General features: G+C 71.7%; 23 protein-coding genes and 1 tRNA gene. 16 read left to right on the top strand and 8 right to left on the bottom strand.

Features of this window, described 5'->3' with window-relative positions; all coding sequences use genetic code 11:
* Positions 1-139: 139 nt before the first annotated feature.
* The 6 genes from ACWDN5_RS03380 to ACWDN5_RS03355 all read right to left on the bottom strand — a co-directional run bounded on the left by ACWDN5_RS03380 (position 140) and on the right by ACWDN5_RS03355 (position 9,673).
* On the bottom strand, positions 140-2,497 hold the full coding sequence (locus tag ACWDN5_RS03380; protein ID WP_449674170.1) for a glycosyltransferase family 4 protein: 2,358 nt from the start codon (positions 2,495-2,497) through the stop codon (positions 140-142).
* Entirely contained in the window at positions 2,494-3,612 is a 1,119-nt protein-coding gene (locus tag ACWDN5_RS03375) for a hypothetical protein (RefSeq protein ID WP_449674168.1), read from the bottom strand. The genes ACWDN5_RS03380 and ACWDN5_RS03375 overlap by 4 nt, the downstream gene beginning before the upstream one ends.
* A 24-nt stretch (positions 3,613-3,636) precedes the next feature.
* Positions 3,637-4,905, bottom strand: a complete 1,269-nt coding sequence (locus tag ACWDN5_RS03370) for an alginate O-acetyltransferase AlgX-related protein (RefSeq protein ID WP_449674166.1) — start codon at positions 4,903-4,905, stop codon at positions 3,637-3,639.
* Positions 4,902-7,235: a glycosyltransferase gene (locus ACWDN5_RS03365; protein WP_449674164.1), complete on the bottom strand. Its 2,334-nt coding sequence runs from the start codon at positions 7,233-7,235 to the stop codon at positions 4,902-4,904. Before ACWDN5_RS03365 ends, ACWDN5_RS03370 begins: the two co-directional genes overlap by 4 nt.
* A gap of 1 nt (position 7,236) precedes the next feature.
* Entirely contained in the window at positions 7,237-8,448 is a 1,212-nt protein-coding gene (locus ACWDN5_RS03360) for a hypothetical protein (protein WP_310968240.1), read from the bottom strand.
* A gap of 97 nt (positions 8,449-8,545) precedes the next feature.
* The gene (locus ACWDN5_RS03355) at positions 8,546-9,673 is read right to left on the bottom strand and encodes a hypothetical protein (protein ID WP_449674162.1); all 1,128 of its coding nucleotides are present in this window, start codon (positions 9,671-9,673) and stop codon (positions 8,546-8,548) included.
* Between the two features lie 257 nt (positions 9,674-9,930).
* Between ACWDN5_RS03355 and ACWDN5_RS03350 the strand changes: the two genes are divergently transcribed.
* From ACWDN5_RS03350 to ACWDN5_RS03340, 3 genes are all read left to right on the top strand, one after another.
* A complete protein-coding gene (locus tag ACWDN5_RS03350; protein ID WP_449674160.1) occupies positions 9,931-10,554 on the top strand; it encodes a hypothetical protein in 624 nt (207 codons plus the stop codon).
* A 170-nt stretch (positions 10,555-10,724) separates the two neighbouring features.
* A complete protein-coding gene (locus ACWDN5_RS03345) occupies positions 10,725-11,264 on the top strand; it encodes a DUF2716 domain-containing protein (protein WP_071831626.1) in 540 nt (179 codons plus the stop codon).
* Positions 11,265-11,284: 20 nt separating this feature from the next.
* Positions 11,285-11,683, top strand: coding sequence for an immunity 7 family protein (locus ACWDN5_RS03340; protein ID WP_449674158.1), 399 nt, complete (start codon positions 11,285-11,287; stop codon positions 11,681-11,683).
* 112 nt (positions 11,684-11,795) lie between these two features.
* Here ACWDN5_RS03340 and ACWDN5_RS03335 read toward each other — a convergent pair.
* Positions 11,796-11,868: transfer RNA gene (locus tag ACWDN5_RS03335), tRNA-Gly, on the bottom strand.
* A 187-nt stretch (positions 11,869-12,055) separates the two neighbouring features.
* Between ACWDN5_RS03335 and ACWDN5_RS03330 the strand changes: the two genes are divergently transcribed.
* The 13 genes from ACWDN5_RS03330 (at position 12,056) to ACWDN5_RS03270 (ending at position 24,549) form a co-directional block, all read left to right on the top strand.
* A complete protein-coding gene (locus tag ACWDN5_RS03330) occupies positions 12,056-13,621 on the top strand; it encodes a sigma-70 family RNA polymerase sigma factor (protein ID WP_449674156.1) in 1,566 nt (521 codons plus the stop codon).
* A gap of 114 nt (positions 13,622-13,735) precedes the next feature.
* A complete protein-coding gene (locus ACWDN5_RS03325; RefSeq protein WP_086842855.1) occupies positions 13,736-14,176 on the top strand; it encodes a DUF983 domain-containing protein in 441 nt (146 codons plus the stop codon).
* Positions 14,177-14,188: 12 nt separating this feature from the next.
* The gene (locus ACWDN5_RS03320) at positions 14,189-15,049 is read left to right on the top strand and encodes an Fpg/Nei family DNA glycosylase (protein WP_449674154.1); all 861 of its coding nucleotides are present in this window, start codon (positions 14,189-14,191) and stop codon (positions 15,047-15,049) included.
* A gap of 99 nt (positions 15,050-15,148) precedes the next feature.
* Entirely contained in the window at positions 15,149-16,465 is a 1,317-nt protein-coding gene (locus ACWDN5_RS03315; RefSeq protein WP_310968235.1) for a histidine kinase, read from the top strand.
* Positions 16,466-16,484: 19 nt separating this feature from the next.
* Positions 16,485-17,330, top strand: coding sequence for a S49 family peptidase (locus tag ACWDN5_RS03310; RefSeq protein ID WP_449674152.1), 846 nt, complete (start codon positions 16,485-16,487; stop codon positions 17,328-17,330).
* Between the two features lie 43 nt (positions 17,331-17,373).
* Complete coding sequence (locus ACWDN5_RS03305) at positions 17,374-17,835, top strand: hypothetical protein (protein ID WP_449674150.1); 462 nt, start codon at positions 17,374-17,376, stop codon at positions 17,833-17,835.
* Positions 17,836-17,838: 3 nt separating this feature from the next.
* The gene (locus tag ACWDN5_RS03300; protein ID WP_449674148.1) at positions 17,839-18,192 is read left to right on the top strand and encodes a hypothetical protein; all 354 of its coding nucleotides are present in this window, start codon (positions 17,839-17,841) and stop codon (positions 18,190-18,192) included.
* 156 nt (positions 18,193-18,348) lie between these two features.
* The gene (locus ACWDN5_RS03295; protein ID WP_449674147.1) at positions 18,349-19,737 is read left to right on the top strand and encodes a carbohydrate-binding protein; all 1,389 of its coding nucleotides are present in this window, start codon (positions 18,349-18,351) and stop codon (positions 19,735-19,737) included.
* A gap of 81 nt (positions 19,738-19,818) precedes the next feature.
* Positions 19,819-20,652, top strand: coding sequence for a LytR/AlgR family response regulator transcription factor (locus tag ACWDN5_RS03290; protein WP_310968230.1), 834 nt, complete (start codon positions 19,819-19,821; stop codon positions 20,650-20,652).
* A 15-nt stretch (positions 20,653-20,667) separates the two neighbouring features.
* A complete protein-coding gene (locus ACWDN5_RS03285; RefSeq protein WP_449674144.1) occupies positions 20,668-21,195 on the top strand; it encodes a hypothetical protein in 528 nt (175 codons plus the stop codon).
* 31 nt (positions 21,196-21,226) lie between these two features.
* Positions 21,227-23,017, top strand: a complete 1,791-nt coding sequence (locus tag ACWDN5_RS03280) for a sodium/solute symporter (protein ID WP_449674142.1) — start codon at positions 21,227-21,229, stop codon at positions 23,015-23,017.
* A gap of 132 nt (positions 23,018-23,149) precedes the next feature.
* Complete coding sequence (locus ACWDN5_RS03275; protein WP_310968227.1) at positions 23,150-23,509, top strand: rhodanese-like domain-containing protein; 360 nt, start codon at positions 23,150-23,152, stop codon at positions 23,507-23,509.
* Positions 23,510-23,511: 2 nt separating this feature from the next.
* Positions 23,512-24,549: a DUF4328 domain-containing protein gene (locus ACWDN5_RS03270; RefSeq protein WP_449674140.1), complete on the top strand. Its 1,038-nt coding sequence runs from the start codon at positions 23,512-23,514 to the stop codon at positions 24,547-24,549.
* Here ACWDN5_RS03270 and ACWDN5_RS03265 read toward each other — a convergent pair.
* On the bottom strand, positions 24,546-25,136 hold the full coding sequence (locus ACWDN5_RS03265) for a TetR/AcrR family transcriptional regulator (protein WP_449674138.1): 591 nt from the start codon (positions 25,134-25,136) through the stop codon (positions 24,546-24,548). The genes ACWDN5_RS03270 and ACWDN5_RS03265 overlap by 4 nt on opposite strands.
* Between the last annotated feature and the right edge of the window lie 76 nt (positions 25,137-25,212).

Below are 25,212 nucleotides of genomic sequence, written 5' to 3'. Positions count from 1 at the left end.
GGCAGCTCTCTTGCTTTTTTAGGTTTGTTTTTTTCTCACAGTGTTTCATGGACTTCCGGCGTCCCAATCTCCTATGCGCGGCGCTCCGACGTCCCGAATGAGTCATTCGCGACCTGAGGAGCGGCAGTTGGAGCGGCGGTCAGCGGCGCATGTGCCGCTTGGCGCCGTCCCGGGCGAGCTCCGCCAGCCGCCGGTTGATCACCTTCGCGACCGCCGCGGGGCTGCAGAAGTCGCGGATCGCCTCGATCGCCTTCGCGCCCATCTCTTCCCGCAGCCGCGGGCTGTCGGCGAGCTTGCGCAGCCAGCGCGCGGCCTGGTCGACGTCCGCGTCCGCCCACAGCTGCCCGACCGTGTACCAATCGCCGAAGCCGCCGCCGAACCGGTGGTCGTTCGGGCCGATCGCGCGGGGCTCGTACCCGACGACCGCCGCCGCGCCCGGGGGCATGAAGTCGACGTTGCCGCCGAACCCGGTCGCCACCACCGGCTTGCCCATCGCCATCGCCTCGGCCATGCCGAGCCCGAAGCCTTCGGAGCGGTGCAGGGACGTGTAGACGTCGCAGGTGGCCAGCAGCGTGTCCATGTCCGTGCGGGACATCTCGCGCCGCAGCAGCGTCCCGCCCACCGAAGCGATCGCCGCGCTCAGCGAGGCGTCCAGCTCCGGGAACCGCTGGAGGTCGTTCACCTTGAACACCAGGTGCGCCTTCGTGCCGCGCTCCTCCGGCGGGAACGCCCGGCGGAACGCTTCGAGCACCGCCCACGGGTTCTTCCGGGCGTCGCTCGAGGACGCGCTGAACGTGAACAGCACGATGAGGCCGTCCTCGGGGAGGCCGAACTTCGCGCGGTCCCCGGTCACGTCGGGCGCCTGGGGGACGACGTTGGGCACCACGGTGATCGGGATGTCGGTCACCGTGCGGAAGGAGTCCGAGACGAACTGGGAGATCAGCCAGAGCTCGTCGATGCCCGGCAGGTGCGGCAGCGCGTGCACCGGCGGTTCCGGCAGCTCCCACGCCCACACGGCGATCGTGTAGCGGTCGAGCGCGTGCTCCGGGATCAGCTGCCACTCGTTGACGTTGACGAGCCACAGGTCGACGTCGAACTCCTTGCCCCGGCGCAGGGCGGCGACCTCCGGCGGCATCTCGATCGTGCGGAACGGCGCCTGGCTGTTGAACTCGGTGAACGTCAGCTCGGTGCCGTGCGTGGCCATCGCCTGGACGTACCGGCGGGCCGCCTCGGACAGGCCGGTGGTGGCGCGGACGTCGGCGAAGACGTTCACGCCAGGCCGCCGCTTTTCTTGCGGCGCAACGAAGTTCTCCGCGGCCGAGATCGCGTCGGCGTAGCCCTGCGCGGCGATCGCCCAGGTGGCGTTCTCCCCGGTCCACTTCCGCGCCAGCTCCCCGGCCGCGCGCAGCTCCTCCGGCCAGCACATCCCGCGTTCGAGCAGCCGGTACAGCTCGGCCGCCTCCCCGGCCGGTGCCGTCGGCACGGTCCAGCAGAACGCGCTGTCGTAGTGCCGGTGCTGCGGGAGGTCGCTGGTGATCACCACGCGCCCGGCGCCGAACGCCCGCAGCATCGTGCCGCTGGTCTCGCCCGCGGTCGGCCACCGCAGGCTGACCACGGCGTCGGCGGCCAGGATCAGGTCGTCGAGGCGGTCTTCCGCCGGCGACAGTTCGAAGTGGACGGAGTCGGGGAACCCGCTCGCCTCGACCACCTGCCGCACCTGGTCGAGCACCCCGGCGTCCCCGGCGTGCCCGGCGATCAGCAGCCGCGCGTTCGGCCAGCGGCGGCGCAGCTCGGCGAAGGCCAGCACGGCGGCGGTCACCCGCCGGTGCCCGGCCAGGCTGCCGAAGACGCCGAAGACGACCTGGTCGTCGGTCCAGCCCAGCCCGGCCCGCACCGGCTCGCGGCGCGCGGGGTCCGGCAGCAGAGCGCCGTGCGGCACGGCGTGCACCGGGATCCCGGGGTACCGGGCGCGGAGGAACTCCGCGGTCTGCGGGTCGTGGACGACGACCCCGCGGCTGGTCGTGACGAGCCGGCGTTCCAGGGTCAGCGTGCCGTGGTCGAGGGTCTTGACGCCGTCGACCTCGATCGCCGGCAGGCCGTGCAGCAGCGCCGGGTCGTGCTGGTGGCCCCAGATCGGCCCGTGCGCGTACCGCACTTCTTCCCGGAAGGCCTCGGAGGCGACACTGCCGAGGATCCCGGCGTGGAAGTCCAAAAGGGACGGATCGTGCAGCACCACGACACCCGGGTCCGCGATCGCCCGGCGGTAGATCTCGCCGTGGACGCCGGCGTGGTTGCCGATGTGGTAGACCGGCACGCCTTCGGACGGCTCGTCCGCCTCCAGCAGCCGGACACCGGCGGGCACCCGAGCGCCCGGCGCGTCGGTCATCGCGGTGACGTCGAGCAGCTCGGACAGGGCCTCGGTGAGGTGGTAGCTGTAGTCCGCGATCCCGCTGGTCCGAGGCGGCAGCGGGGTCCACATGGTGGCCCGGGCGGTCATCGACGGGCGATCAGGCACAGGCGCTCACCGAGACCGTCGGCGGCGGCCACCTCGCGGACGTCGACCTCCGGGAAGCCCGCCGCCTCGGCGACGAACCGGAGGTAGACCGGGTGCAACGGCTTCCGCGCGAAGGGGTCCAGCCGGAACTCCGTCTCCGCGCCGGGTCCCGGCGTCTCGACCAGGAGCACGCCACCGGGCTGCAGCGCGGTCGCGGCGAGGTCGGCGAAGCGCGCGAGGGCGTCGGGCGTCCGGCGTTCGGCGAACCGGAAGGCGGTCACCGCGCCGAGCGAGCGGGCCGGCACGGCCGCCAGCGCGGCCAGCGGCTCCTGCGCGGCGACGTCGAGGCCGAGCCCCGCGCAGTGCTGCCGGACCAGCTTGTTGTCCGACGCCGCCAGGTACGGCAGGTCCGCCGAGCGAAGCACCTCGAGCCATTCGCCGCGGCCCGGCGCGACGTCGAACACCGGGCCGTTGGCGCCCGCCTCCCGCGCTGCCGTGATGAGCGGCAGGTGCGTCTTGCGGGCTTCGCGCACGCGGCTTTCCGGCCCGTCGAGCAGCTGCGAGAGCGCCAGTTCGAGGAATGACTCGCGGTCGGCGACGTCCGTGGCCACCTCGGTGACCGCCTGCCCGGCCCGCACGCGGTCGAGCGCGACATCCAGCTGGGCGTGCCGCAACCGGGCGTCGGCCGCCGCCGAGGTCAGCGCCGCGACCTGCGCTTCCAGGGCCTTCAGCCGCAGCTCGGTGTCGTCACCCTGCTCGGCCGTCTCCGCCTGCTGCAGCTTCAGCTCGGACAGCTGCGATTCGATCCGGCCGAGACCCGCGTACAGCCGCTGGTTCAGGCCCGCGGTCATGGTTTTGTCCTGCTGCCGCAGCAGCTCGACCTCGTGCGCCAGCTCGGCGTGGCGGACGGCGTCGGCCGGCAGCTCGCGCTGGGTGTGGTGCACGGCGGCGAGCGCGTCCCGGATGGCCAGGTTGGCCTCGATCTGCCACTTCACCTGACGCTTCCACAGGAACCGCAGGGCCAGCCGGCCGAGCAGGTCGGTCTTGCGCAGCGGCAGGTGCAGCTCGCGGTGTTCGTCGAGGCGGGCCAGCGCGGCGGCCAGCTGGTCAGAAGACATGCACAATCCCACAGTTCGGCGCGGTCATCGGTTGAGCTCGCGGAAGACGTTCTGCTGCACGGACGGCGTCAGCATCGACGCGGCCCCGGCGATCAGCCCGCGCTCGGCGAACTCGACCACCACGACGTCGCTGCGCTCGAGCAGGTCGGCGATCGCGGCGCCGCTGTCGGAGTCGGACGTGCTGTAGTGCATGGCGGTCAGGTCGCGGAAGGTGGCGGCCATGTACGGCAGGGTGCGGATGGTGAACGAGTCGCCGAGCCAGGCCGTGCGGAGGCCGTAGGTGCCGGTCCCGGACGCGGTGTCGGTGTGCACCGGCGGGATGTAGTCGGCGGGCATCGTGCGGGTCAGGTCGGTCCGGCCGTCGGGCATCAGCGCGTAGTGCGTGCCGTCGGTCAGCCCGGTCCGGCCGATCAGCCGGGGCAGGTCGGCCGGCAGCTCCCAGTTCTCCTTCGGCTGGACGCGCCAGCTCGAAGTGATGCCCGGCCGGAGCTTCTCGGTGACCTCGCGGACCGCGGTGATCGCGCCTTCGTCGTTCCAGTGGGCGTCCTGCGGGCCGTAGAGCGGCTGGCCCTTGCGGTTGGCCCAGTCCTGGAGGGGTTTGCGCAGGTCGACCATGAAGTTCTCGGCGTCGACCCGGCGCCAGAAGTCGTTCTGGACGCTGTCGTGGCAGTCCTTGCCGAGGTAGTTGTCGGGCAGGTGCTGCGGGACCATGGTCGCCTTGTCCGGCGCGATGACGACGACCAGCTGGCGGCCGGACGCCTCGATCCCGTCCCGGAACTGGCGCAGCCGGTCGAACGTGGTGTCCAGGTTCTCGGTCGGCACGCAGTGGCTGGTGACCTCGTCGCCGAGGTAGAGCCAGCCGTCCTTGCCTTCGATCACGGTGGGGAACTGGCGCGGGTCGAGCTTGGTGTCGCCCGGCACCTGCAGCGGGCCCTGCTGGTGTTCCTGGTTCAGCGGCGGCGGTTCGCCGAACACCCCGCGGCTGATGCCGTCGGCGGTGTGCACGGCCTGCTCGCGCAGCACCAGGTGGTCGGTCGCCCAGTTGCCGAGCTGCGGGAAGAACGACCAGCCCTGCCCGAGGCTCGGGAACGGCGTCAGCGCCCGGTTTTCGAACTCGCCGGGCCGCGCGCCGAAGACGACCGACAGGTTCGGCGTCAGGAAGAAGACGGTCGCGCAGATCAGCGCCACGAGCTGCTTTCCGCCGTGGCGTGGCCGGTAGAGCGCGTGCTCGCGGGGGAGGAAGGCTTCGTAGACCGGCAGCATCGTCTGCTGCGGACCGCCCGGCCGCGTCACGACGTCACCCGCATCCGGCGGGCCACCGGCCGCAGCAGGCGGCGGGCGCGGGCGGCCAGCGGCGACCGCGGCGGCGGCTCGGGTGCCTGCCGGGCGAGCCAGGTCCGGTGCGCTTCGCCCAGCCGCTCGCGCAGCCACGCCACCGTGACGTCCTCCGGGTGCGTGCGCAGGATGTGCGCACGGGCGGCCGCCCCGCGCCGGCGGGCTTCGGCCGGGTCGTCCGCGACGGCGCGCATGGCTCCGGCGGCCGCGTCGAGGTCCGGGTCGGCCCAGCGGCCGTCACTGCGGTAGGGCGGCCAGCCCGGGCCGACGCCGGTCATCGTGAACGGCACCGGCCAGCCGGACTCCGGACCGAAGAACTCGGTCGTGCTCGAGTAGTCCGTCGCGATCACCGGCAGCCCCCTGACCATCGCCTCGGCCACCGTCAGCCCGAACCCCTCGCTCCGGTGCAGTGACACGTAGGCGTCGGTCCTGGCATACAGGGCGTCGAGTTCGGCGACGGTGAGGTACCGCTCCACGAGCTCGATCCGCGCGTCGCCGTCGATCGCGCGCCGCAGCCGTTCGACCGCCGCGGTGTTCCGCCGCCCGTTGGTCGCCTTCAGCACGAGCCGGACGTCTTCGCGGCCGGGGAAGGCACGGCGGAAGGCCTCGACGACGCCCCACGGGTTCTTCCGGCCGCCGGTCGAGTTGAAGTCGAAGACGAACAGGAACCGGGTGGTCCCGTCGGGTTCCCGGGTGACCGGGCCCGGGTCGGGCACCGGCACCGGAATGGTCCGGACCGGGACCGGCGAGTGCGCCGCGATCGCCCGGGTGGCGAACTCGCTGGGGGTCCAGACCTCGTCGACGAAGGCGAACCCGTCGTGCATCCCGGCCGGGAAGTCCTCGAGTTCCCAGGCCCACAGCCCGATCCGGTAGCGGCCGGCGGCGGCGTCCGGGTGGCTGTCGACGACCACCCGCGTGAAGTCGGAGTTGACCGTCAGCAGGCTGACCCCGAACCGCGGCGGGCCGACGCTGTCCGGCACGGCGAGCCCGGTGCGGACCGAGCCGGCGATGGACCGCTCTTCGACGACCGACACCATCGGGATGCCGGCCCGGACGATCATCCGCTGGATCAGCCGGGCCATCTCGCCGAGCCCGAGTTCGGCGGTGAGGAAGCCGACGACGTTGACCCCGAAGTCGCCGACCGGCGCCAGCGGCGCGGCGGCGGGAACCGGAAGCGCCCACTCGGGCAGCAGGCCTTCGGCGACGCCGTGCGTCGCGCACCACTGCCGGAAGCCGGGCGCGCTTTCGCCGCGGGGGTGGGGGAACACCGCCTGCAGGTCGACGCGGGCGCGCCAGACCTCGGCCGCCAGCCGCGTCATCCCGCCCGCGGCGTCGACCGGGTTCGCCGGTTCGGTCAGCCACTCCCGGAACGCGCGGCCCCCGTCGTCGCCGAAGGGGTGCGGCGGCAGCTTTTCGGCCGGCTGGTCCGGCGTTTCCGTGCGTACCCAGGCGTCGTGGTAGAGCTGCCGCATCTGCGGGGTGAGCGGCGAACCGTCCGGGAGCGCGGAAAACCGGCTTTCGCCGGGCCGGCTCGGGCCGACGCGGTCGCCGTAGGCGTCACACAGCCGGCGCAGCACCGGATCCGCGGAGAGCCGCACTCGCGGCCGGGTCGCGCAGTCGGCCGACAGCAGCCAGGGCGCTTCGGGGTCGTAGCCGCGGAAGGCGATGAACCGGCTTTCGGACGGCGAGCGTTCGTGCAGGTTCCAGTATCCGACGGCGAGCCCGGGATCGCGGACGACCAGGTGCTCGAACGTGCCGGGCAGCAGGTCCGGCCACCGCCAGGTCGCCGCCGTCCGGTGCGGGGGCCGCCGGCGGGCCCGGTCCGCCCAGTGGTCGAGGAACGGCCGCGCGGCGGGCCCGGCGGCGAGGAAGCCGTCGTAGACGCCCGGGACGTCCTCGGGTTCGAGACCGTCCCGCGGGAGCGGGGCCAGCAGCGCCGCCGCGACGACGACACCGTGGTCCGCCGCGAGCGCGCTGACGTCCTCGAACGGCGCGTGGACCTCGATGTCGGTGTCCAGCAGGACCGCGACGTCGAACCGCTCGAGCAAGCTGCGCAGCAGGAGCGGCCGCAGGACGTCCGCCAGGTCGGCGCCGTCGTGGCAGGTGACCAGCCGGAAGTACTCCTCCGGATCGAGGTCCAGTTCGCCGGGCGCGGCGCCGTCGTCGGCCACGAGCACGGTGAACTCGTGCCCGGGGTGGTGCGCGCGGTACGACGCGGCGAGCACCTCGGCGGCCCCCAGACGGTCCCGGGTGACCACGGTGCAGGCGACGAACCGGCGAACCGCCATGTCAGCCGTTGGCGGGCAGCTCTGCCAGCTGCTTCGCGAGGATCTCGTCGAAGGCCTGCGAGACCCCGGCCATGTCCGCCCCGTTCACCTGCACGCGGACCACGGTCTGCTTGTGCACGTAGTGGGCCCGGATCAGGGCGCTGCCGTCTTCCTTGACGAGCTGCACGACGTCGACGTTCGGCGGCGTGGTGCCGGTGTACTTCGTGAGCTTGTACTTCGCCTGCAGCGTCCCGAGCTTGTCGACCGCGTTGTTCGCGGCCGACGCACCGGAGGTCTTCGCGGTGACCACCACGACGGTGACGCCGGAGGGCAGGTTCGACACCGACATCCGCGCGGTGGTCGGGTTCGCCGCGGCGAGGGCGTCGTTCTCCTCGTCGGTGAGGACCTTGCGCGCCTCGAAGTCGTCGAACTTCGCGAAGTCGGTGGTTTCCTTGACGTCGCCGGGGAGCTTGGCGATCTCGAGGTCGTCCTTCGGCTTCTGGGTCGGGGGCGGCGGCGCGGTGGACGACTGCGCGGCGGGCGGCGTCGGCTCGTTGCCGTTGCCGGAGAAGAGGAAGTAGCCGCCGACGCCGAGCCCGGCCAGCACGACGACCGCGACGACGATCGCGATGATCTTCTTGCCGCCCTTGGCCGGGGTCGTCTCGAACGACGGCTCCGGCCCCTGGCCGACCCAGCTCGTGTCGGCGGGGAAGTCCGAACCGCCCCACGGGGTGCTCGTGTTCTGCGCGGGCGCGGCCCACGGCATCTGCTGGTTGGGACCGGACAGGTGCGGCGGCGGCGCGTACTGCGGCTGCTGGGCCGGGAACCCGCCCGAACCGTGGCCGCCCGGGTGGTACCCGCCCGCGGTGGCCTGCGGCGGCACGCCCGGTACGACCTGCGTGCGCTCGGCGTCGCCCTGGCCGGCCGGCGCCCAGCCCTGGGGCGGGGGACCCTGCGGGACGGCCTGGGTGCGTTCGCCGTCGAAGGAGGTGTTGACGATCTGGGTCTGGTCGCCCGACGGCGCGGCCGGGGCCTGCGGCTGGCCGGGAGGCGGCGTCACCGGGGCGATGATGTGAGTGCTCTCCGACTCACTGGACCCGGTCTGGCTCGCCTGGGGATCGACGTTGACCGCCGCGGACAGCACGCTGTCCCGCCGCAGCCGGTAGTCGTCGGCCGAAATCTGACCCGCGGCCAGCTCTTCGTCCAACTGGCGTAGTTGCTCCTGCCAGGACAAACCGGGCCCCCTTCTCGTCAGCGTTGCCAGCCCAGCCAGCTCCCGCATCATTGTGCACTCAGCCCGGCCCGCCGAGGTCGGAAGGGTCGGTTCGGGGTCAGCTGACCGGGAGGACCGCCTCGAGCGCGTCCACGGCCTTGTCCAGTTCGCTGCTCAGCCCCGCCTGCCCGCGGTCCGGTTCGGCGATCCCGATGCTCACGACGTTGTTGCCGGAGCCGTACCAGGTGGTGTTCAGGAAGGTGTCGCGGTCCTTCCCCGAAACCGTGCGCAACGCCGACTGGACCGACCGGAAGCCGCCCGCCAGCGCGTCCTGGTAGAGCTTCTCGACGACGGCCTGCGCGTTGGCCGGGCTGCCCGTCGGCACGACCAGGACCAGGTACGAGACGTCGCCGTCGGCGGCGCCCCGGTAGATCACCTTGCTCGCCCCGTTCGCGCTCAGCAGGTCCGCCGTCGACGCCGGGTAGAGCCCCAGCTCGAGGCCCTTGGCCACGGACATCGTCGAGTTGTTCGGGTTCTGCTTGCCCGGCATCTGCGGCACCCGCTCGTCCAGCGGCGGGGTGCGGACGGCGTCGGAGCCGGACGACGGCGCGCTCGACGGCGAGGCCGCCTGGTCCGAGCCGGAACCGAGCCACGCGATCCCGCCGGCGATCATCGCCAGCACCAGGAGCACACCCAGGGCGAGGAAGAGCCGGACCGGACGCCGGCGGCCGGCTGATTCGTCCCAGCGGTGCTTGCCCGCCTCGTCCGGCGGCGGCGGCTCCGGTCTGGGCGGTGCCTGCTCCCCGCGCGGGTGCGTCGGCGGGAACCGGCTGAGCTGCGGCCGGTCCGGCAGCGGGCCCTCGACGCTCAGGTACCGCGTCGGGTTGATGTCCGCCGGGCTCGGCGCCGTGGTCAGGTGGTCCGCGACGGCGGGCACCCCGGGCCCGGTGCGCTGCCACGGCGGCGCGGGCAGCGGCGGGCGTACCTGCGGCCGGGACGGCTGGTAGCCCTGCGGGTTCGACGGCGGTTCCTGCCGTTGCGCCGGCAGGGCCTCCGTCGGCGCCGCGGGATTCTTGCTCTGCCACGCGGTCGCGGGCCGGCGCAGGGGCGACGGGACGGGCGAGGCCACCGTCGACCCGGAAGCCTGCGCGAGCAGCTCGTCCCGCTGCTTGCGGTGGGCGGCGGGCTCGATGCGCCCCGCCGCCAGGTCCGCGTCCAGCCGGCGCAGGTCGTCCTGCCAGCTCATGAGTAGACCCCCATCCACCGTTCGGGGCATCAGTCTGGCACGCGCGGCCGACCTGAGAAGTTGCTGTTCGAGGTTGATCGGCAACGTAGCGCACGGAACGCGGTTTCGGGAGTCCTCTGCACGGACGATCCCGAATCGTCGCCGCGGGGGTACCGGGACGTGCCGCCGTCACCCGTCAGGACCCGGAAACTGTCGTACATGTGTTCTAAAATTGGCGTTGTCCAGGGGAGATGCCGCCCGCGACCGCGGGTGGCGTGATGGAGGAAGGCAGGGCCATGGCCTACATCACCCTGTCCACGTTCGTGGGCTACAGCGCGAGTGCCGGGCCGTCGCGGTCGTCGTTCGTCCGGCGGCAGCGCCGTCAGTACGAAGATCCGGCGCGCGCGGCGTTCAACTACTACCGGCGGGCGGCCAACGCGGTCCGCTCCGGCCGGGCGGCGAACCAGGACGAGGTGGCACTGCGCGCCCTCGTCAACGCCGCCGACGAGCGGACGAAGCCGCACTACGCGGCGATCGCCGAAGGCTGGCTGCAGTACCTCGGCCGCAAGTCGCCGAAGCTGGTCGAGGTCGGGCGCGGCCGGTGCCGGATCGGGGAGCTGGAGATCGGCGTCAGCCCGCAGCTGGGCCTGCGCAAGAGCGACGGCCGCCGGTACGCGACCTGGCTCTACTTCAAGGAGGAGCCGCTCGCGAAGGCGTCGGCGCAGCTCGCGCTGTGGGTGCTGGAGGAGGCGATGCCGGACATCCTCCCCGGCGGCGAGGCGCTGGTGATCGACGTCCGCCGCGGGAAGGAGTACCAGCTCTCGGCGCGCGACCGGGCCCGGATGCGGCCGTGGGCCCGCAGCGAGGCCTCGGCGTTCCTCACCCTCTGGGACGCGGCCTGACCCGGGGAGGCGCCGGGCGTCGTCCCGGCGCCTCCCCATCGTGACCATTTGGCGGAACCCACCCGGATGAGTGACACACCTCGCGGCGGACCGGCCGGGACTGGACAAACCGGAGGCCGAACACGAAGCTTTCGCGTGTTCTTCCGCGCCTGGCCGACTCGAGGTCTCAAGTGAATGCTGCCTGGGAAGCCGTCTCCCGCGTCGTCGACGAGCCCGCCTGGTACTGGGTGTACGACAAGCTGGCGTTCTGGCCGAGCACCTACGCGCACGCCTGGCCGGGCTTCCGCGAGCCGGCGCCGTCGCGGACGTGGGACCTCTCGCCCGGGAACCTGGACCGCGCCTCGGCGGAGTTCCGGCTGGGCCCGTACGCGGTCGAGGAGCACCAGGTCGCGACGATCGCGCTGGCCGCGTTCCGCGAGGTCTGCGGCCCGGACGACTGGATGTGGGCGCTGCACTGGCAGCACCAGTCCTACCGCGTCCGTCCGCACCTGATGTCCGGGAGCGCCCGGTGGCCGGTGCCGGTGTTCCCGCGCGCGGACTACCACCTGTTCCTGGCCGCGGACTTCTCGTACGGCACGCTCGGCCACCCGTGGGAGCGGACCCTGTGCGTGTTCGGCGAGAAGCTGGTGCCGGCGTTCGAGCGGCTGGGCGAAGGGGTGCTGTCGAACGTGCTGCGCCGTGACGGGAAGCCGTCGGCGCTGGCCCGCTAGGCCTTGCTACCGTTCTGCGGGTGTTCGAATACCACGGCTGGGTGACCATCCAGGCGACCGCGAGCGGCGACGACGACGCGGCGCTCCTGGAGCGCCTGGTCGACCGCGTGCACCGCGCGATCCGCGACGCGGCCGAGTTCGACCTGGTCGACCTCCGCTGGAGCGCGGGCATCCCCATGCTCCACTTCGGAGGGTTCGACAAGCACGGCGCCCAGGCCGCCGAGCTCCTGACGCTCTTCACCCGAGCGGGCGAATTGGCCCCGGGTTCGTACGGCCTGCTCTTCACCTGGGACGACCAGGACACGGAGAACGACAACAACTTCCGCGTCTACCGGATGGCCCGCGGCCAAGTGACCGAGCGCGAAGACCCCCACCTGACGCCGGTGGCCCCCACGATCCTCGACACCTACGAGCTCTGAACCCGCGGAAGACTCCTGAGGCCTGACGAAGGCCCCGGGAGTTCGGCCCGACCGGGTGAAATGAACAAGGGGCCGCGGTCCGGTTTCCCGGACGCACGGCCCCTTGTTCCTGAGCGGATGACGGGATTCGAACCCGCGACCCTCACCTTGGCAAGGTGATGCGCTACCAGCTGCGCTACATCCGCACTGCCTTGCTGATGGGGAGAACTCTATACCCTCGCCGTGAGGGGCTCGTCACCGGGTCCCCCCGTTCCCGGACCGGTGCTTCGGTGTCACAGCTGGCGTACAAGGGGTGACGACGGCTGATTCCCTCCGTATGGTGTCTCCATTCGACCGAATGGGGAGACCTTCGGGGAGGAGGTGCCGGGCCGGATGACCGAGCTGGGCACGGTGCCGCCACCAGCGGCCTCGGAATCCGACGAGCAGGCACTGCTGCAACGGCTCCGCAACGGCGAGGACGCCGCGTTCGGGGAGCTGTTCGAGCTGCACGCCGCCGCGGTCCGCCGGCTCGCGCAGAGCCTGGCGGCCGATCGGTCCGAGGCCGAGGACATCACCGCGGAGACGTTCTTCCGCGTCCTGCAGGCCCTCCGCCGGGGCGCCGGTCCCCGTGACTACGTCCGCGCCTACCTGCTGACCGTCGCCCGCCGGGTGTCGTGGGAGTGGCACGGTGCCCGCCGGGACGTCCCGGTGTCCGACGACGAGCTGACCTTCCGCGCCGGGGCGGGTGCGGACACGCACGCCCGCACGGCCGAGCATTCGCTGATCACGACGGCGTTCACCAGCTTGCCGGAGCGGTGGCGGACGGTGTTGTGGCAGACCGAGGTCGAGGGCGAGCAGCCGGCGATGGTCGCTCCCCACTTCGGGTTGAGCGCGAACGCGACCGCCGCGCTGGCCCGCCGGGCCCGGCAGGGGCTGCGCGCGGCGTACCTGCAGGCGCACCTTTCGGTGAGCCGCGGGCCGGATTCGTGTCGGGCGGTCGTCGAAAAGCTCGGCGGGTTCACCGCGGGCAGCGTCACCGGTGCCGAGGCCGAGCGGATCAAGGCACACCTGCACGGCTGCGCGTCGTGCCGGGCGACGCAGGACGAGCTGCGGGACGTCTGTTCGTCGCTGCGGGCGCACGCCGGCGTCCTGGTGCTGCTGGTGCCGGCCGCCGCTTCGCTGGGCGGCAGCGGGGTGCTGGCCGGGCTGGGCGCGACGGTCAAGGGCGTGCTGGTCGGGTCGAAGGTGAAGATCGGGCTGGCGCTGGCATCGACCGCCGCGGTGGGTGCGGTGGGCGTCGCGGCCGGGCCGGTGCTGTTCGGGTCCGGGCCGGTGCAGGACGTCGGGTTGTCCGGCGGGGCGCCCGAGCTCGTCGTGGTGCCGCCGTCGGAGACGCACCACCAGCCGCCGCCCCAGGCGCCGCCGGAGCCGCGGATCGGCATCGGCGTGCTCAACGGGCGGGGCACCGGGGCCGCGGTCCCGGCCCGGTCGCGGGGCGGGGAGCGGCAGGTCGCCGCGAACGAAGTCCCGCAGGTGCCGGTGGCCGGGGACGTCCCGGTCTCCGAAGTGGGTGGTGCCGGTGCCCAGCCGGCTCCGCGCGAAGACCTCACGTCGACGACCTACCTGGCGTCCGACCAGCCGCCGGCGACCTCGCCGCGGCTGGACACCTCGAGGCCCGAGATGACGATGACGACCGAGTCCACCGACGAGCCCGTCCCGGAGGACGCCAAGGGGCCCGAGCTGTCGCCGACCGGCCGGCCCGGCAAGCCGGTCCCGTCGTCGGACGAGGCGGAGAAGCCGGCGCCGAAGGACGACGAGTCCGGTACGACCGGGACATCGCCCGAACCGTCGACGACCGTGACGCCGACTTCGGAGAAGCCGTGCCCGGGCAGCGCGTCCTCCGTCACCGGGTCGGGCGAACCGGCGGACGCGACCGCGGCCCCGCCGTCGGGTTCTTGATCAGCGGTGATCCCCTCCGGCGGGCGAGATGTCCGATTCCTCCCTCGCGCGGGTGAGCCGCGGCACGGTAACGTTGAGGACGCTCACCCTGCGGGCGCCCCGGGAGGCAACTGAATGAACCGGCTGGTACGCGGCGAAGACGGCCGCGACTGGGTGGTCCGTGCCCAGATGGAATGGCGCGCACCGGCGACCGCCGACGACTTCGAGCACGACGTGGCGGGCAGCTACGGGCCCGGGATCGCGATGATCGTCGTCACCGCCCTGCTGGCGGTGATCCTCATCGTGTGGACGCCCGACCAGGTCAACGTCCCCGCGTGGGTGCTGCTGGCGCTGCTGCTCGTGGTGCTGTTCTTCCCGCTGCGGTGGATCCTGCGCCGCCCGTGGACGGTGGTCGCGGAGACCGAGGGCGACGTGACCGGGGACAGGCCGTCCGAGCGCTGGGTCGGCACCATCCGCGGCATGTTCACCGTGCAGGGCGAGGTCAAGAAGATCTCCAAGACCATCCAGCGGCACTCGCTGCCGGACTTCGACGGGCCGCTTCACCCGGTCGAGTAGGACACTGGAGCCATGCCCGAGCTACCCGAGGTCGAAGCACTGGCTCACCACCTGCGCGAGAACGCCGTGGGCCGGACGATCTTCCGCATCGATGTCGCATCGCTGAGCGTGCTCAAGACGGCGACACCGCCGTGGACCGAGCTGCACGGCCGCGAGATCACCGGCGCGACCCGGCACGGCAAGCACCTCGACGTCGTGGCCGGCGACCTGCACCTGGTCGTCCACCTGGCCCGCGCGGGCTGGCTGCGCTGGTCCGACGGCCTCGCCGCGGCGCCGCTGAAGCCGGGGAAGGGCCCGATCTCGCTGCGCGTGCACCTCGAGTCCGCCACCGGGCCGGGCTTCGACCTCACCGAAGCGGGCACGAAGAAGGGCCTCGCGGTGTGGATCGTGAAGGACCCGCAGGAGATCGCGAGCGTGGCGCGGCTGGGCCCGGACGCGCTCGCCGTCGACGCCGCCCAGCTGCGTGAGCTGTTCGCCGGCAAGAACACCCGGCTGAAGTGGGCGCTCACCGACCAGTCGCTGCTCGCCGGGATCGGCAATGCCTACTCCGACGAGATCATGCACCGCGCGAAGCTCTCGCCGTACGCCACGATCGGCAAGCTCGGCGAAGGCGCGCTGGAAACCCTCGCCGAGGCGATCCGCGAGATCGAGACCGACGCCGTCGAGCGTTCGGTGGGGCAGAAGGCGGCCCGGCTGAAGGGCGAGAAGCGGTCGGGGCTGCGGGTCCACGCGCGCACCGGGCTGCCGTGCCCCGTCTGCGGCGACACGATCCGCGAAATATCCTTCGCCGACAAGTCGTTCCAGTACTGCCCGACCTGCCAGACCGGCGGCAAGCCCCTCGCCGACCGGCGGATGTCCAGGCTGCTGAAGTAGCGGCTTCCGGACGCTCGGTAGGGTCTTCTCCACCCTCGGTCAGCGCAGTTGGACAGAAAGTGGGATCAGGCCTTGCACCCGGTCGTTCGAGCGCAGAGCATGGACGCCGTGTCCGGGTTCCCGCTTGCGCAGATCGTCCCGTGGGGTCTTGTGGCGCTGCTCGGCGTCACGGTGATCGTCCTGGTCGTGAAACTGCGCAAACCGGGCAGCGAGGTCGAGGACGCCATGCTGCAGGCGGTGCACCGGATGTCGAAGGCGGCGCCGAACCTGCGCTCCGGCCTGGACGAGGACGCCGCCGACAAGATCACCACCCAGCTGCTGCAGATGCTCGACTGCGTCGCCGTCGGCATCACCGACAGCGAAGGCACACTGCTGTCCTGGGACGGCGAGGCGAACGAGCACTACGTCGACCTGGTCGAGGCGATCGGGGCGGCCATCCGCAAGCACCGCCGCGAGGTGGTCGCGCACGACCGGATGCCGTGCAACCACCGCGGCACCTGCCGGATGAAGACCGCGGTCATCGTGCCGCTGCTGGTGGAGGGCGAGACGGAGGCGGCGCTGATCGTCGTCGGCCGGACCCGCGGCCGGCTGGTGCAGATGGCCGACGCCGTCGCCCAGTTCGTCTGCACCCAGTTCGAGCTGGCCCGGCTCGACGAGTCCAAGCACCAGCTCCAGCAGGCCGAGATCAAGGCGCTGCGGGCGCAGATTTCGCCGCACTTCGTCTACAACGCGCTGAACACGATCTCCGCGCTGATCCGCACGGACCCCGAAGAGGCGCGAGAGCTGCTTCAGGACTTCGCCGACTTCACGCGTTACTCGTTCCGGACGTCGGGCATGTTCACCTCGCTCGCCGAGGAGCTGCGCAACATCGACCGCTACCTGACCATCGAGAACGCCCGCTTCGGCGGCCGGCTCGAGGTGCGGATGAAGATCGCGCCCGAGGTGCTCAGCGTCGTCGTGCCGTTCCTGATCATCCAGCCGCTGGTGGAAAACGCGGTCAAGCACGGGCTGGCCAGCAAGCCCAGCGGCGGCTGCGTCACGGTGATCGCGCAGGACTACGGCACCGAGGCGCTGATCAGCGTCGAGGACGACGGCATCGGCATGGACCCGCGGCGGCTCAACGACCTCAAGAGCGCCCACCGCACCGGCGCGCACGTCGGGCTCGGCAACATCAACCAGCGCATGCAGCAGGTCTTCGGCAGTGACTACGCGGTGATGGTCGAGACCGCGCCCGGCGCCGGCATGAAGGTGACGCTCCGGGTGCCGAAGTTCGTCCCGGGCGTCCGCCCGAACATGCCGGACTACAGCTCGGACGCCGAGGCCGACGTCCCCGCCCAGGGCGGCCCCGCCCAGCTCAACGGCGCCGAGGTGAACGGTGTCAACGGCACGCGGTCGGGCATCCTCCCCATGGGCTGAACAAGGTTAGCCTGGCTGCATGAGCGTTACGGACAAATTGGCTTCGCGCATCCCGGTGCTCGCCGACCGGGTCGAGCGCAAGGACGTCGTGGCCGTGGTGAAGCTGCACGGCGTGATCACGCCGTCGCCGTCCCCGCTGGCCAGGGGCGCGATCAACCTCGCCGCCGTCGAATCGGCCCTGACCAGGGCGTTCGGCCACGAGCGGCTGAAGGCGGTCGCGCTGCTGATCAACTCCCCGGGTGGCGCGCCGACGCAGTCGGGCCTGGTCGCGGAGCGGATCCGCCAGCTGGCCGACGAGAAGAACGTGCCGGTCCTGGCGTTCTGCGAGGACGTCGCGGCGTCGGGCGGTTACTGGCTGGCCTGCGCGGCCGACGAGATCTACGCCCACCGCACGTCGATGGTCGGCTCGATCGGCGTGATCAGCGGCGGCTTCGGCTTCACGGGGCTGCTGGAGCGCTTCGGGATCGAGCGTCGGCTGCACACGGCGGGCGCGAACAAGTCGCGGCTCGACCCGTTCTCGCCGGAGAAGCCCGAAGACGTCGAGTGGCTGAAGAAGATGCACACCCAGCTCCACGAGCTGTTCGTGAACTGGGTCAAGGAACGCCGCGGCGACCGCCTGACGGACGCGGAGGACCTGTTCACCGGCGACGTCTGGCTCGGCGCGAAGGCGGTCGAGCTTGGCCTGGCCGACGGCCTCGGCAGCCTCCGCCAAGTGATCACCGAGCGCTACCCGGACGCCGAGATCTCGGTGGCCGAGCCGAAGAAGCCCCTCCTGGCCCGCCTCGGCATCGGCGCACCGGCGGCCGCATCGGCGGTCCTGGACGCGGTGACCCAGAAGGCCGCTTGGTCCCGCTTCGGCCTCTGAGGGGCGACTTGCCAAGACTTCTGAAAAAGTTCAGAATTGGCACATGGCCACCACCGAGGTGCAATGGAGCGAGTTGCAGCGCGACCCCAAGAGCGTCGCTGCCCTTGCTGACGAGGGCGACGTCCGGGTTCGTCGCCGCGACGGCGCTGCCCTGTTGCTGACGAGGGAAGATCGGGCGAGTTCGGCTTCGGAAGGTTCCATCGTGGCGGCGCGGGCGCTGCGCAACGTGCTGGCTCATCTGCCGCATGACGTCGCGGCGAGCGCGCTCCTCGATGAGTTTCCGTGGGTGGACGTCCTGCCGGAGGCTGAGCAGGCTCAGTTCGTCCGGGACTTCGCGCGCTCCTTCCAGGCTTCCGCGGAGCTGGGGCAGTGGTCGGTTCTGGCGCAGACGATCACCGAATGGCGCAGCACTGCAGCTATTCACGCCGACCCGAGACTCAGTGGCAAGCTCATCGGCCCGATCGACGAAGACTTCGGTCCGGTGCCGGGACCTGTGGACGCCTGATCGATGCCGGCCAAACGTGGCGATCGTGTCGCGCCTCCGGCGCGTCCCGGTGGCTGGGAAGCGCGCTTCGCGACCTCCGAAGCGGCAAAGGGCTGGGAGGCTCTTTGTCAGGGTGCGAAAGCCAACACCTGGGAAGCGTGGATCGTGCTGACCGAGCGGCCTGTGGCGCCGGAGAACCCGGCACGTCAGCACAAGCTGAAAGGCGCTTTCGCCACCCGCGAGGTCGGCGGCCGAGTGCTCGACCAATGGCAGTACGAAGTCACGGCCGGCGGCCGGATCTGGTACTGTCCCGACCCTGTTAAGCGGATCGTCTGGGTGGTTCTGGCGAGCACTGGGCACCCCAAGGAGACCGACTAGCCCGATGTCCGATTCGGGTATTTCCGGGCAGACTTTGTGACCCAGATCACCCAACCCCGGTAACGCCTCTGGAACCACCGCAAGTCGTCAGGTCTCCTTGTCGACGGGCTTTGTTGTGAACGGCAACAAATCCGGTCGACAAGGAGGTCGTACCCGATGCCCCACTCCCGCAGACTCGCCCTCGGCGCGGTGCTCGGCGCCGCACTCATCACCGTCCCCCTCACCCTCCCCGCCGCGGCGTCCATCCCACCGCCCGAGTCGGGCTGGACCACCGTCTTCGCCGACGACTTCACCGGCGGCTCCGGAACCCTCCCCAGCAGCGCGAACTGGATCATCGACACCGGCCACGGCTACCCGGGCGGCCCCGGCAACTGGGGCACCGGCGAGATCCAGAACTACACGGCCAGCACCAGCAACCTCTCCCAGGACGGCGCCGGCAACCTCCGCATCACGCCGTTGCGCGACGGCTCGGGCAACTGGACGTCGGCCCGCATCGAAACCCAGCGCACCGACTTCAAGCCGCCGGCCGGCGGCGTCATGCGGATCGAAAGCCGGATCCAGATGCCGAACGTCACCGGCGCGGCCGCGCTCGGCTACTGGCCCGCCTTCTGGGCGCTCGGCGGCCCGTACCGCGGCAACTACTGGAACTGGCCCGCCATCGGCGAGTTCGACATCATGGAGAACGTCAACGGGATCAACTCCGTCTGGGGCGTCCTGCACTGCGGCGTCAACCCGGGCGGCCCGTGCAACGAGACCACCGGCCTGCCGAACAACCGGGCCTGCCCCGGCAGCAGCTGCCAGTCGGCCTTCCACACCTACCGCTTCGAATGGGACGCGAGCAGCAGCCCGCAGGTCCTGCGCTGGTTCGTCGACGGGCAGCAGTTCCACTCCGTGAGCCAGAACCAGCTCGACGCGACGACGTGGGCGAACATGACCACCCACCAGGGCTACTTCGTGCTGCTGAACGTCGCGATCGGCGGCGCGTTCCCGAACAACAACTCCGGCACGACCACGCCGGGGCCGGGGATCGTGCCCGGCCGCCCGATGGTCGTCGACTACGTCACGGTGACCACCCGCGGCGGCGGGGGCGGCACGACGACCCCGCCGACCACGACGACTCCGCCCAGCGGCGGGAGCAGCGCGTACAGCACCATCCAAGCCGAGTCGTTCGGCCAGCAGTCCGGCGTGATCACCGAGACCACCACGGACACCGGCGGCGGGCAGAACATCGGCGCGGTGGCCAACGGCGACTGGGTCCTCTACCCGAACGTCGACTTCGGCAGCAGCGCGGCGACGAACTTCCAGGCCCGCGTCGCGTCCGGCGCGGCGTCGGGCGTCAGCGGGCTCGTCGAGGTGCGCCTCGACAGCCGGTCCAACGCGCCCATCGGCAGCTTCGCGGTGGGGAACACCGGCGGCTGGCAGAGCTGGCGGACCGTCCCGGCGAACATCAGCGCGGTGACCGGTGTGCACAACGTCTACGTGACGTTCAGCAGCGGCCAGCCCGCGGATTTCGTGAACCTGAACTGGTTCACCTTCGTGCATTGAGAGGAAGGGCCCGCGGCCCGGCCGCGGGCCCTCTCACTTCAGGCGGACGGGGGCTGGACATTGCACTCGGCAATGGGCAGGATGCGTTTCACTGTGAGTGCTCACGATGACACCCGGAAGCTCGTGGTCCTGGCCGTGGACGACGAGCCGAACGGTCTTGACGAACTCGTCCACTGCCTGCGCAACAGCCCGCACGTGGCGAAGGTGTTCCCGGCGATCGACGCCTCCGAGGCGCTGCGGTTGCTGTCCACCGACGACCCGAGGCTACGCGAACGCAAGGACCGCGGCCTGCCGATCGTCGACGCCGTCTTCGCCGACATCGACATGCCCGGGCTGTCCGGCATGGAGATGTCGCGCGTGTTCGCCGCGCTGCGGCCCTCGCCCGCGCTGGTGTTCGTCACCGGGCACGCCGAGGAAGCGGTCAACGCCTTCGACCTCGGCGCCCTGGACTACGTGCTCAAGCCGTACCAGCAGGATCGCCTCGACCGCGCGATCACCCGCGTGCTGGACAAGCTGGCCGCCGCCGCGGCGCCCCCGCCCGGTGCGCTGGGCGGCGAGCCGGTCAAGAACGACGACGAGGTCATCCCGGTCGAGCTGGCCGGCACCACCAAGCTCATCCCGCGTTCCTCGGTCCGCTGGGTCGAAGCGCAGGGCGACTACGCGCGGCTGTTCACCACCGAAGGCAGCCACCTGGTCCGCATCCCGCTGGCCCAGCTCGAAGAGCGCTGGGAGAAGGCCGGGTTCGTCCGCATCCACCGGTCGTTCCTGGTCGCCCTCCCGCTGATCACCGAGCTGCGCATGGGCCAGGGCGGCTACCAGGTCGTCATCGGCAACGAGGAGAAGGTGCTGCCGGTGAGCCGGCGGCACACGCGCGCGCTGAAGGACCGGCTGGTCGGTTCGGGCCGGAACGGCTGAGCCTGAGGACCGGCCATGACCGACGACTTCTACGAGCGCCGCGCGAACGGCGTCCGCGAACCGGATCCGACCCTCGGCAGGCGCGGCCCGCGGCCGCTGCCGCAGCCGGCCGACCGGGCCGTCGTCGAACACCTGCCGCCGGCGCCGGCGAACGAGCCGCCGCCGAAGCCGGAACACCACGCGAAACCCAAGCGCGAGCGGGTGATCCTCAACGACCCGCGCCGCGGCGCCGGCACCCTGCGCGCCCGGGTCGAGCTGGAGGAGCAGACGAGCTGGGGGAAGCTGCTCGTCCGCGACCACCTGGTGAAGGTGCAGCTGCGGACGGCGCTGTTGCTCGCCCTGCTCGTCCTCGGCGTCTTCGGCTCGCTGCCCGTGCTGTTCTACCTGGTGCCCGGGTTCTCGCGGGCCAGCCTGCTCGGCATCCCGGTGGCCTGGCTGATTCTCGGCGTGCTGCCGTTCCCATTCCTGTTCGGCGTCGGAATCTGGTACAACCGGCTCGCCGAACGCAACGAACGCGCGTTCGTGGACATGATCGAAAACTAGTTTCGCACTGACTCGTGCGAGGATTCCTCCCGTGCAGTTGAACCCGTGGGCCTTGACCGGCATCGTGCTGGTCGCCGTGGTGACGCCCTACCTCGGTCACCGCTCCTCGCGGTCGGCGACGAGCACGCACGACTTCCTGGTCGCGCGGCGCACCGTGCGGTCCCGCCGCAACGCCGCCGCGATCTCCGGCGAGTACCTCTCCGCGGCTTCGTTCCTCGGCATCGCCGGAATCGTGCTGAAGGACGGCGCCGACGCGTTGTGGTTCCCGATCGGGTTCACCGCGGGGTACCTGGCGCTGATGCTGTTCGTGGCCGCGCCCCTGCGCCGCTCGGGGGCCTACACGCTGCCCGACTTCGTCGAAATGCGGCTCGGTTCGCAGGGCCTGCGCCGGTTCTCCACGGCGTTCGTCGTGTTCATCGGCGTCCTCTACATGGTCCCGCAGCTGCAGGGCGCCGGGCTGACGCTGGCGACGATCCTCCCGGTGCCGGTGTGGTCGGGCGCCATCGCGGTGATGGTCCTCGTGGCGTTCAACGTGATCTCCGGCGGCATGCGGGCGATCACCGTGGTGCAGGCACTGCAGTACTGGATCAAGCTGTTCGCCATCTCGGTGCCCGCGTTCGTGCTCTGCATGGTGTTCTTCACCGGCGGCAGCCCGGACGGGTTCCGCCCGCTCGGCGCGCCCGCCCCGCCGGTGTTCGTCAGCGACACCACGGTCGACGTGCAGACCGACGTCACGCTGCACGTCACGTCGGACACCTACCTCTACGCCTACGGCCGGACCGACAACGGCCCGGCCGCCGGGCCGACGCACTGGACACCGCTGGCGCCCCACACGGTTTCCGAGGGCACCAAGCTGAAGTTCATGGCCGGCACCCCGGTCCCGGTGGTCAGCGACGCGAGCGCGGACAACGCGGACTGGCTGCACCCGGGCTCCGGCAGCCTCACCGACCTGCTCCAGACGTACTCGCTGATGTTCGCGACCTTCCTCGGCACCATGGGCCTGCCGCACGTGCTGGTCCGCTTCTACACCAACCCCGACGGCAAGGCCGCGCGCCGCACGACCGTGCACGTCCTGCTGCTGCTGGGCCTGTTCTACCTGTTCCCGACGCTGCTGGGCGCGCTGTCGCGGATGTACGTCCCCGAACTGCTGGTGACCGGCCAGGCGGACGCGGCGATCCTGCAGCTGCCCTCGGCGATCCTGCCGGGCGTCGGCGGCCAGATCCTCGGCGCGGTCACCGCGGCCGGCGCCTTCTCGGCGTTCCTGTCGAGCACGTCCGGGCTGCTGGTGAGCGTCGCCGGGGTCGTGTCGACCGACCTGCTGCCCGGCCGGGTGCGGGACTTCCGCGTGGCGGCCGCGCTGGTCGCGCTGTGCCCGATCGCGCTGGCGGTCGTGCTGCGGCCGGAGGACATCTCGCTGTCGATCGGGCTGACGTTCGCGCTCGCCGCGTCGACCTTCAGCCCGCTGCTGGTGCTGGGCATCTGGTGGCGCAAGCTGTCCTGGCCGGGCGCGCTGGCCGGGATGTTCGTCGGCGGCGGCCTGGTGCTGGCCGCGCTGGTGGTCAACGTCGTGAGCGGCTACACCGGCGGCTGGGCGCCCTGGTTCGTCAACCAGCCCGCGCTGATCACCGTCCCGGTCGCCTTCGTGACGACGTACCTGGTCAGCCGCGTCACCGGCTACGGCCGTCCGGAGCACGTCCACGACATCATGCTGCGGCTGCACGCGCCGGACCCGCTCGGCTTCATGCGGGACCGGGCCGTCGCCCGGTTCGGCCAGGCCGAGGAGAAGGCCCGGGTCACCGGCCGCGGCCGGCACCGCAAATAACCCGTGTCGACCCCCCAATCACGCGTGTCGACCTCCTGATCACGCGTGTCGACCCTTCAATCACGCGTGATGCCCGGTTCGGCCCGGCCGGTGTCGTGACCTCACGCGCGGGCAACGCCTGCGCATGGCAGCATAGGAATCGTGGTGAGCCCTGCTGAACTGCCGACCGCCGAGGTCCGCGATCTGCCCCAAGACGGCCTCGTGCTGCTCGACGTCCGCGAAGACGACGAGTGGGCCGCCGGGCACGCGCCCGGCGCGGTGCACATCCCGATGGGGGAGCTGCCCGCCCGCGTCGGTGAACTGGCCGATCTGCCCGATGACCAGCCGATCCACGTGATCTGCCGCAGCGGCGGCCGGTCCGCGCGGGCGGCGGCCTGGCTGAACCAGAGCGGCTGGGACGCGGTGAACGTCGCCGGCGGCATGGGCGCGTGGCAGCGCGAAGGCCGCCCGATGGTCGGCGAGCACCCCGGCATCGAACCCGAAGTGATCTAGCCTTGCACCCGGGGCAGCCTCCCGCCGGGCAGCCGTACCCGCCCGGGTACTGGCCGCGTCAGGTGCCGCCGCCGTCCACCCAGCAGCTGCAGGGCCGGACGCTGGCCGCCCAGCCGGAGCCGTACCCCTACCACCGCCGTCCGGCGCACCGGCCGAAGCTGCGCTGGGTGGCGACCCCGCCGCCCGGTGCGTGGCCGCGCCGCCGCGTCGTCGCGCCCGAGCCGTACCTCGGCCCGCCGTCGTACCCGGTCCCGCCGCGCTGGGGGTTCCCGAACCTGGTCTGGCGGCGCCCGACGACGGTCCCCGGCACGGCCTCCGACGAGATCCGCCCGATCGACCGGGTGCCGGTGCTCAGCCGCAGCCTGGTCGTCGTCCTGTTCGCGTTCGCGGTGCTCGCGCTGGCCGCCGCGAGTGCGGAAATCTGGCGGTACGTGCTGCTCGTCCAGGGCCGCGAATCCGCGCTGTCCCGCTCGGTGGTGGCCTTCTCCGACGGCTTCGTGCTCACCGCCGGCCTGCTCGCCTCGATCCTCGCGCTGCTGCCCGCCGGGCTGTCGCTCTGGTGGCTGCTGGTCGCCCGCCAGGCGGCGGCGGACGTGTCGGGTGACGCCCCGCCGCGGCCGGTGTGGCAGGTGCTGGTCGGCGTCCTCGTCCCGGTGGCGAACCTGCCGCTGGCGCTGTCGGTCGTCGGCGAGCTGGAACACGCGGTGCTGGGCCGCTCGCGGGACGCCCGCCCGAAGCCGTCGCGCCAGGTGCTCGGCTGGTGGGGCGCCTGGCTGCTGAACTGGATCCTGCTCGGCGTGTCGATCGCCTGGCGCTTCCGCGACGACGTGCAGTCGATGGCCGACAGCGTCGTCCTGGTCGCGCTGACCGACCTTTCGGCGGCCGCGCTGGCGGTGATGACGGCCTTGGTGGTGCGGCGGTTCTCCGCGCTGCTGGCGCCGTCGGAGGCCCTGGCCGTGCGCGAGCTGCGCGTGCTGAAGGTGCGGGGTGCGCCCGAGCCGGAGCTGCGGTCTTCGCGGCCGGCCGGCGCCGCTCGTTAGTAGCGGCCGTAGGCCGGTTCCAGCCGGTCGAAGGCCTGTTCCGCGATCGGCCAGAGCTCGCCGACGATCGCCTTTTCGTTCTCGAGGGTCCGGTCGAAGACCTCCTGGAAGAGCACGCGCAGGACGGTGGCGAGGTGCGCCGCGGCGAGCGTCGGCTCGAGGTCTTCCTCGGGGTGCCGCCGGACGAGCAGGTCGGCGAGCGCCGTCTCGCGCTCGCGGTGCATCTCGTGCAGCGCGTTCGTCAAGATCGGGCTGTCTTTGATCATCCGCACGAAGCCGGGGCCGGAGAAGCCGACCAGCGCGTGTTCGGCACCCAGCGCTTCGAAGTAGAGCTCGCGCGTGTCGTGGAAGACGCTGTCGCGGATCAGGGCGGCGGGCCAGGACACGAAGTCGGCGCGGATGTCGAAGACCAGGTCTTCCTTGCGCGGGAAGTGGTTCGTCACGGTCATCTTGGCGACCCGCGCCTCGGCGGCGATGTCCGCGATCGTCACGTCCTCGAAGCCGTTGCGGATGAACAGGCGCGTGGCCACGTCGGAGATGGTCTTCCTGGTCTCGCGCTTCTTCCGGTCGCGGAGTCCCTCACTCATGGCCTCACTCTACTGGGTCGAACCCAAGTTTGTGCTTGACCCACTGAGTAGGTCCGACCTAATCTGAGGTCCGACC

It is taken from the genome of Amycolatopsis sp. NPDC003731 (genome assembly GCF_053586895.1).
Note: the sequence above shows the minus strand (reverse complement) of the source record. Positions and strands in the feature narration are given on the sequence as shown.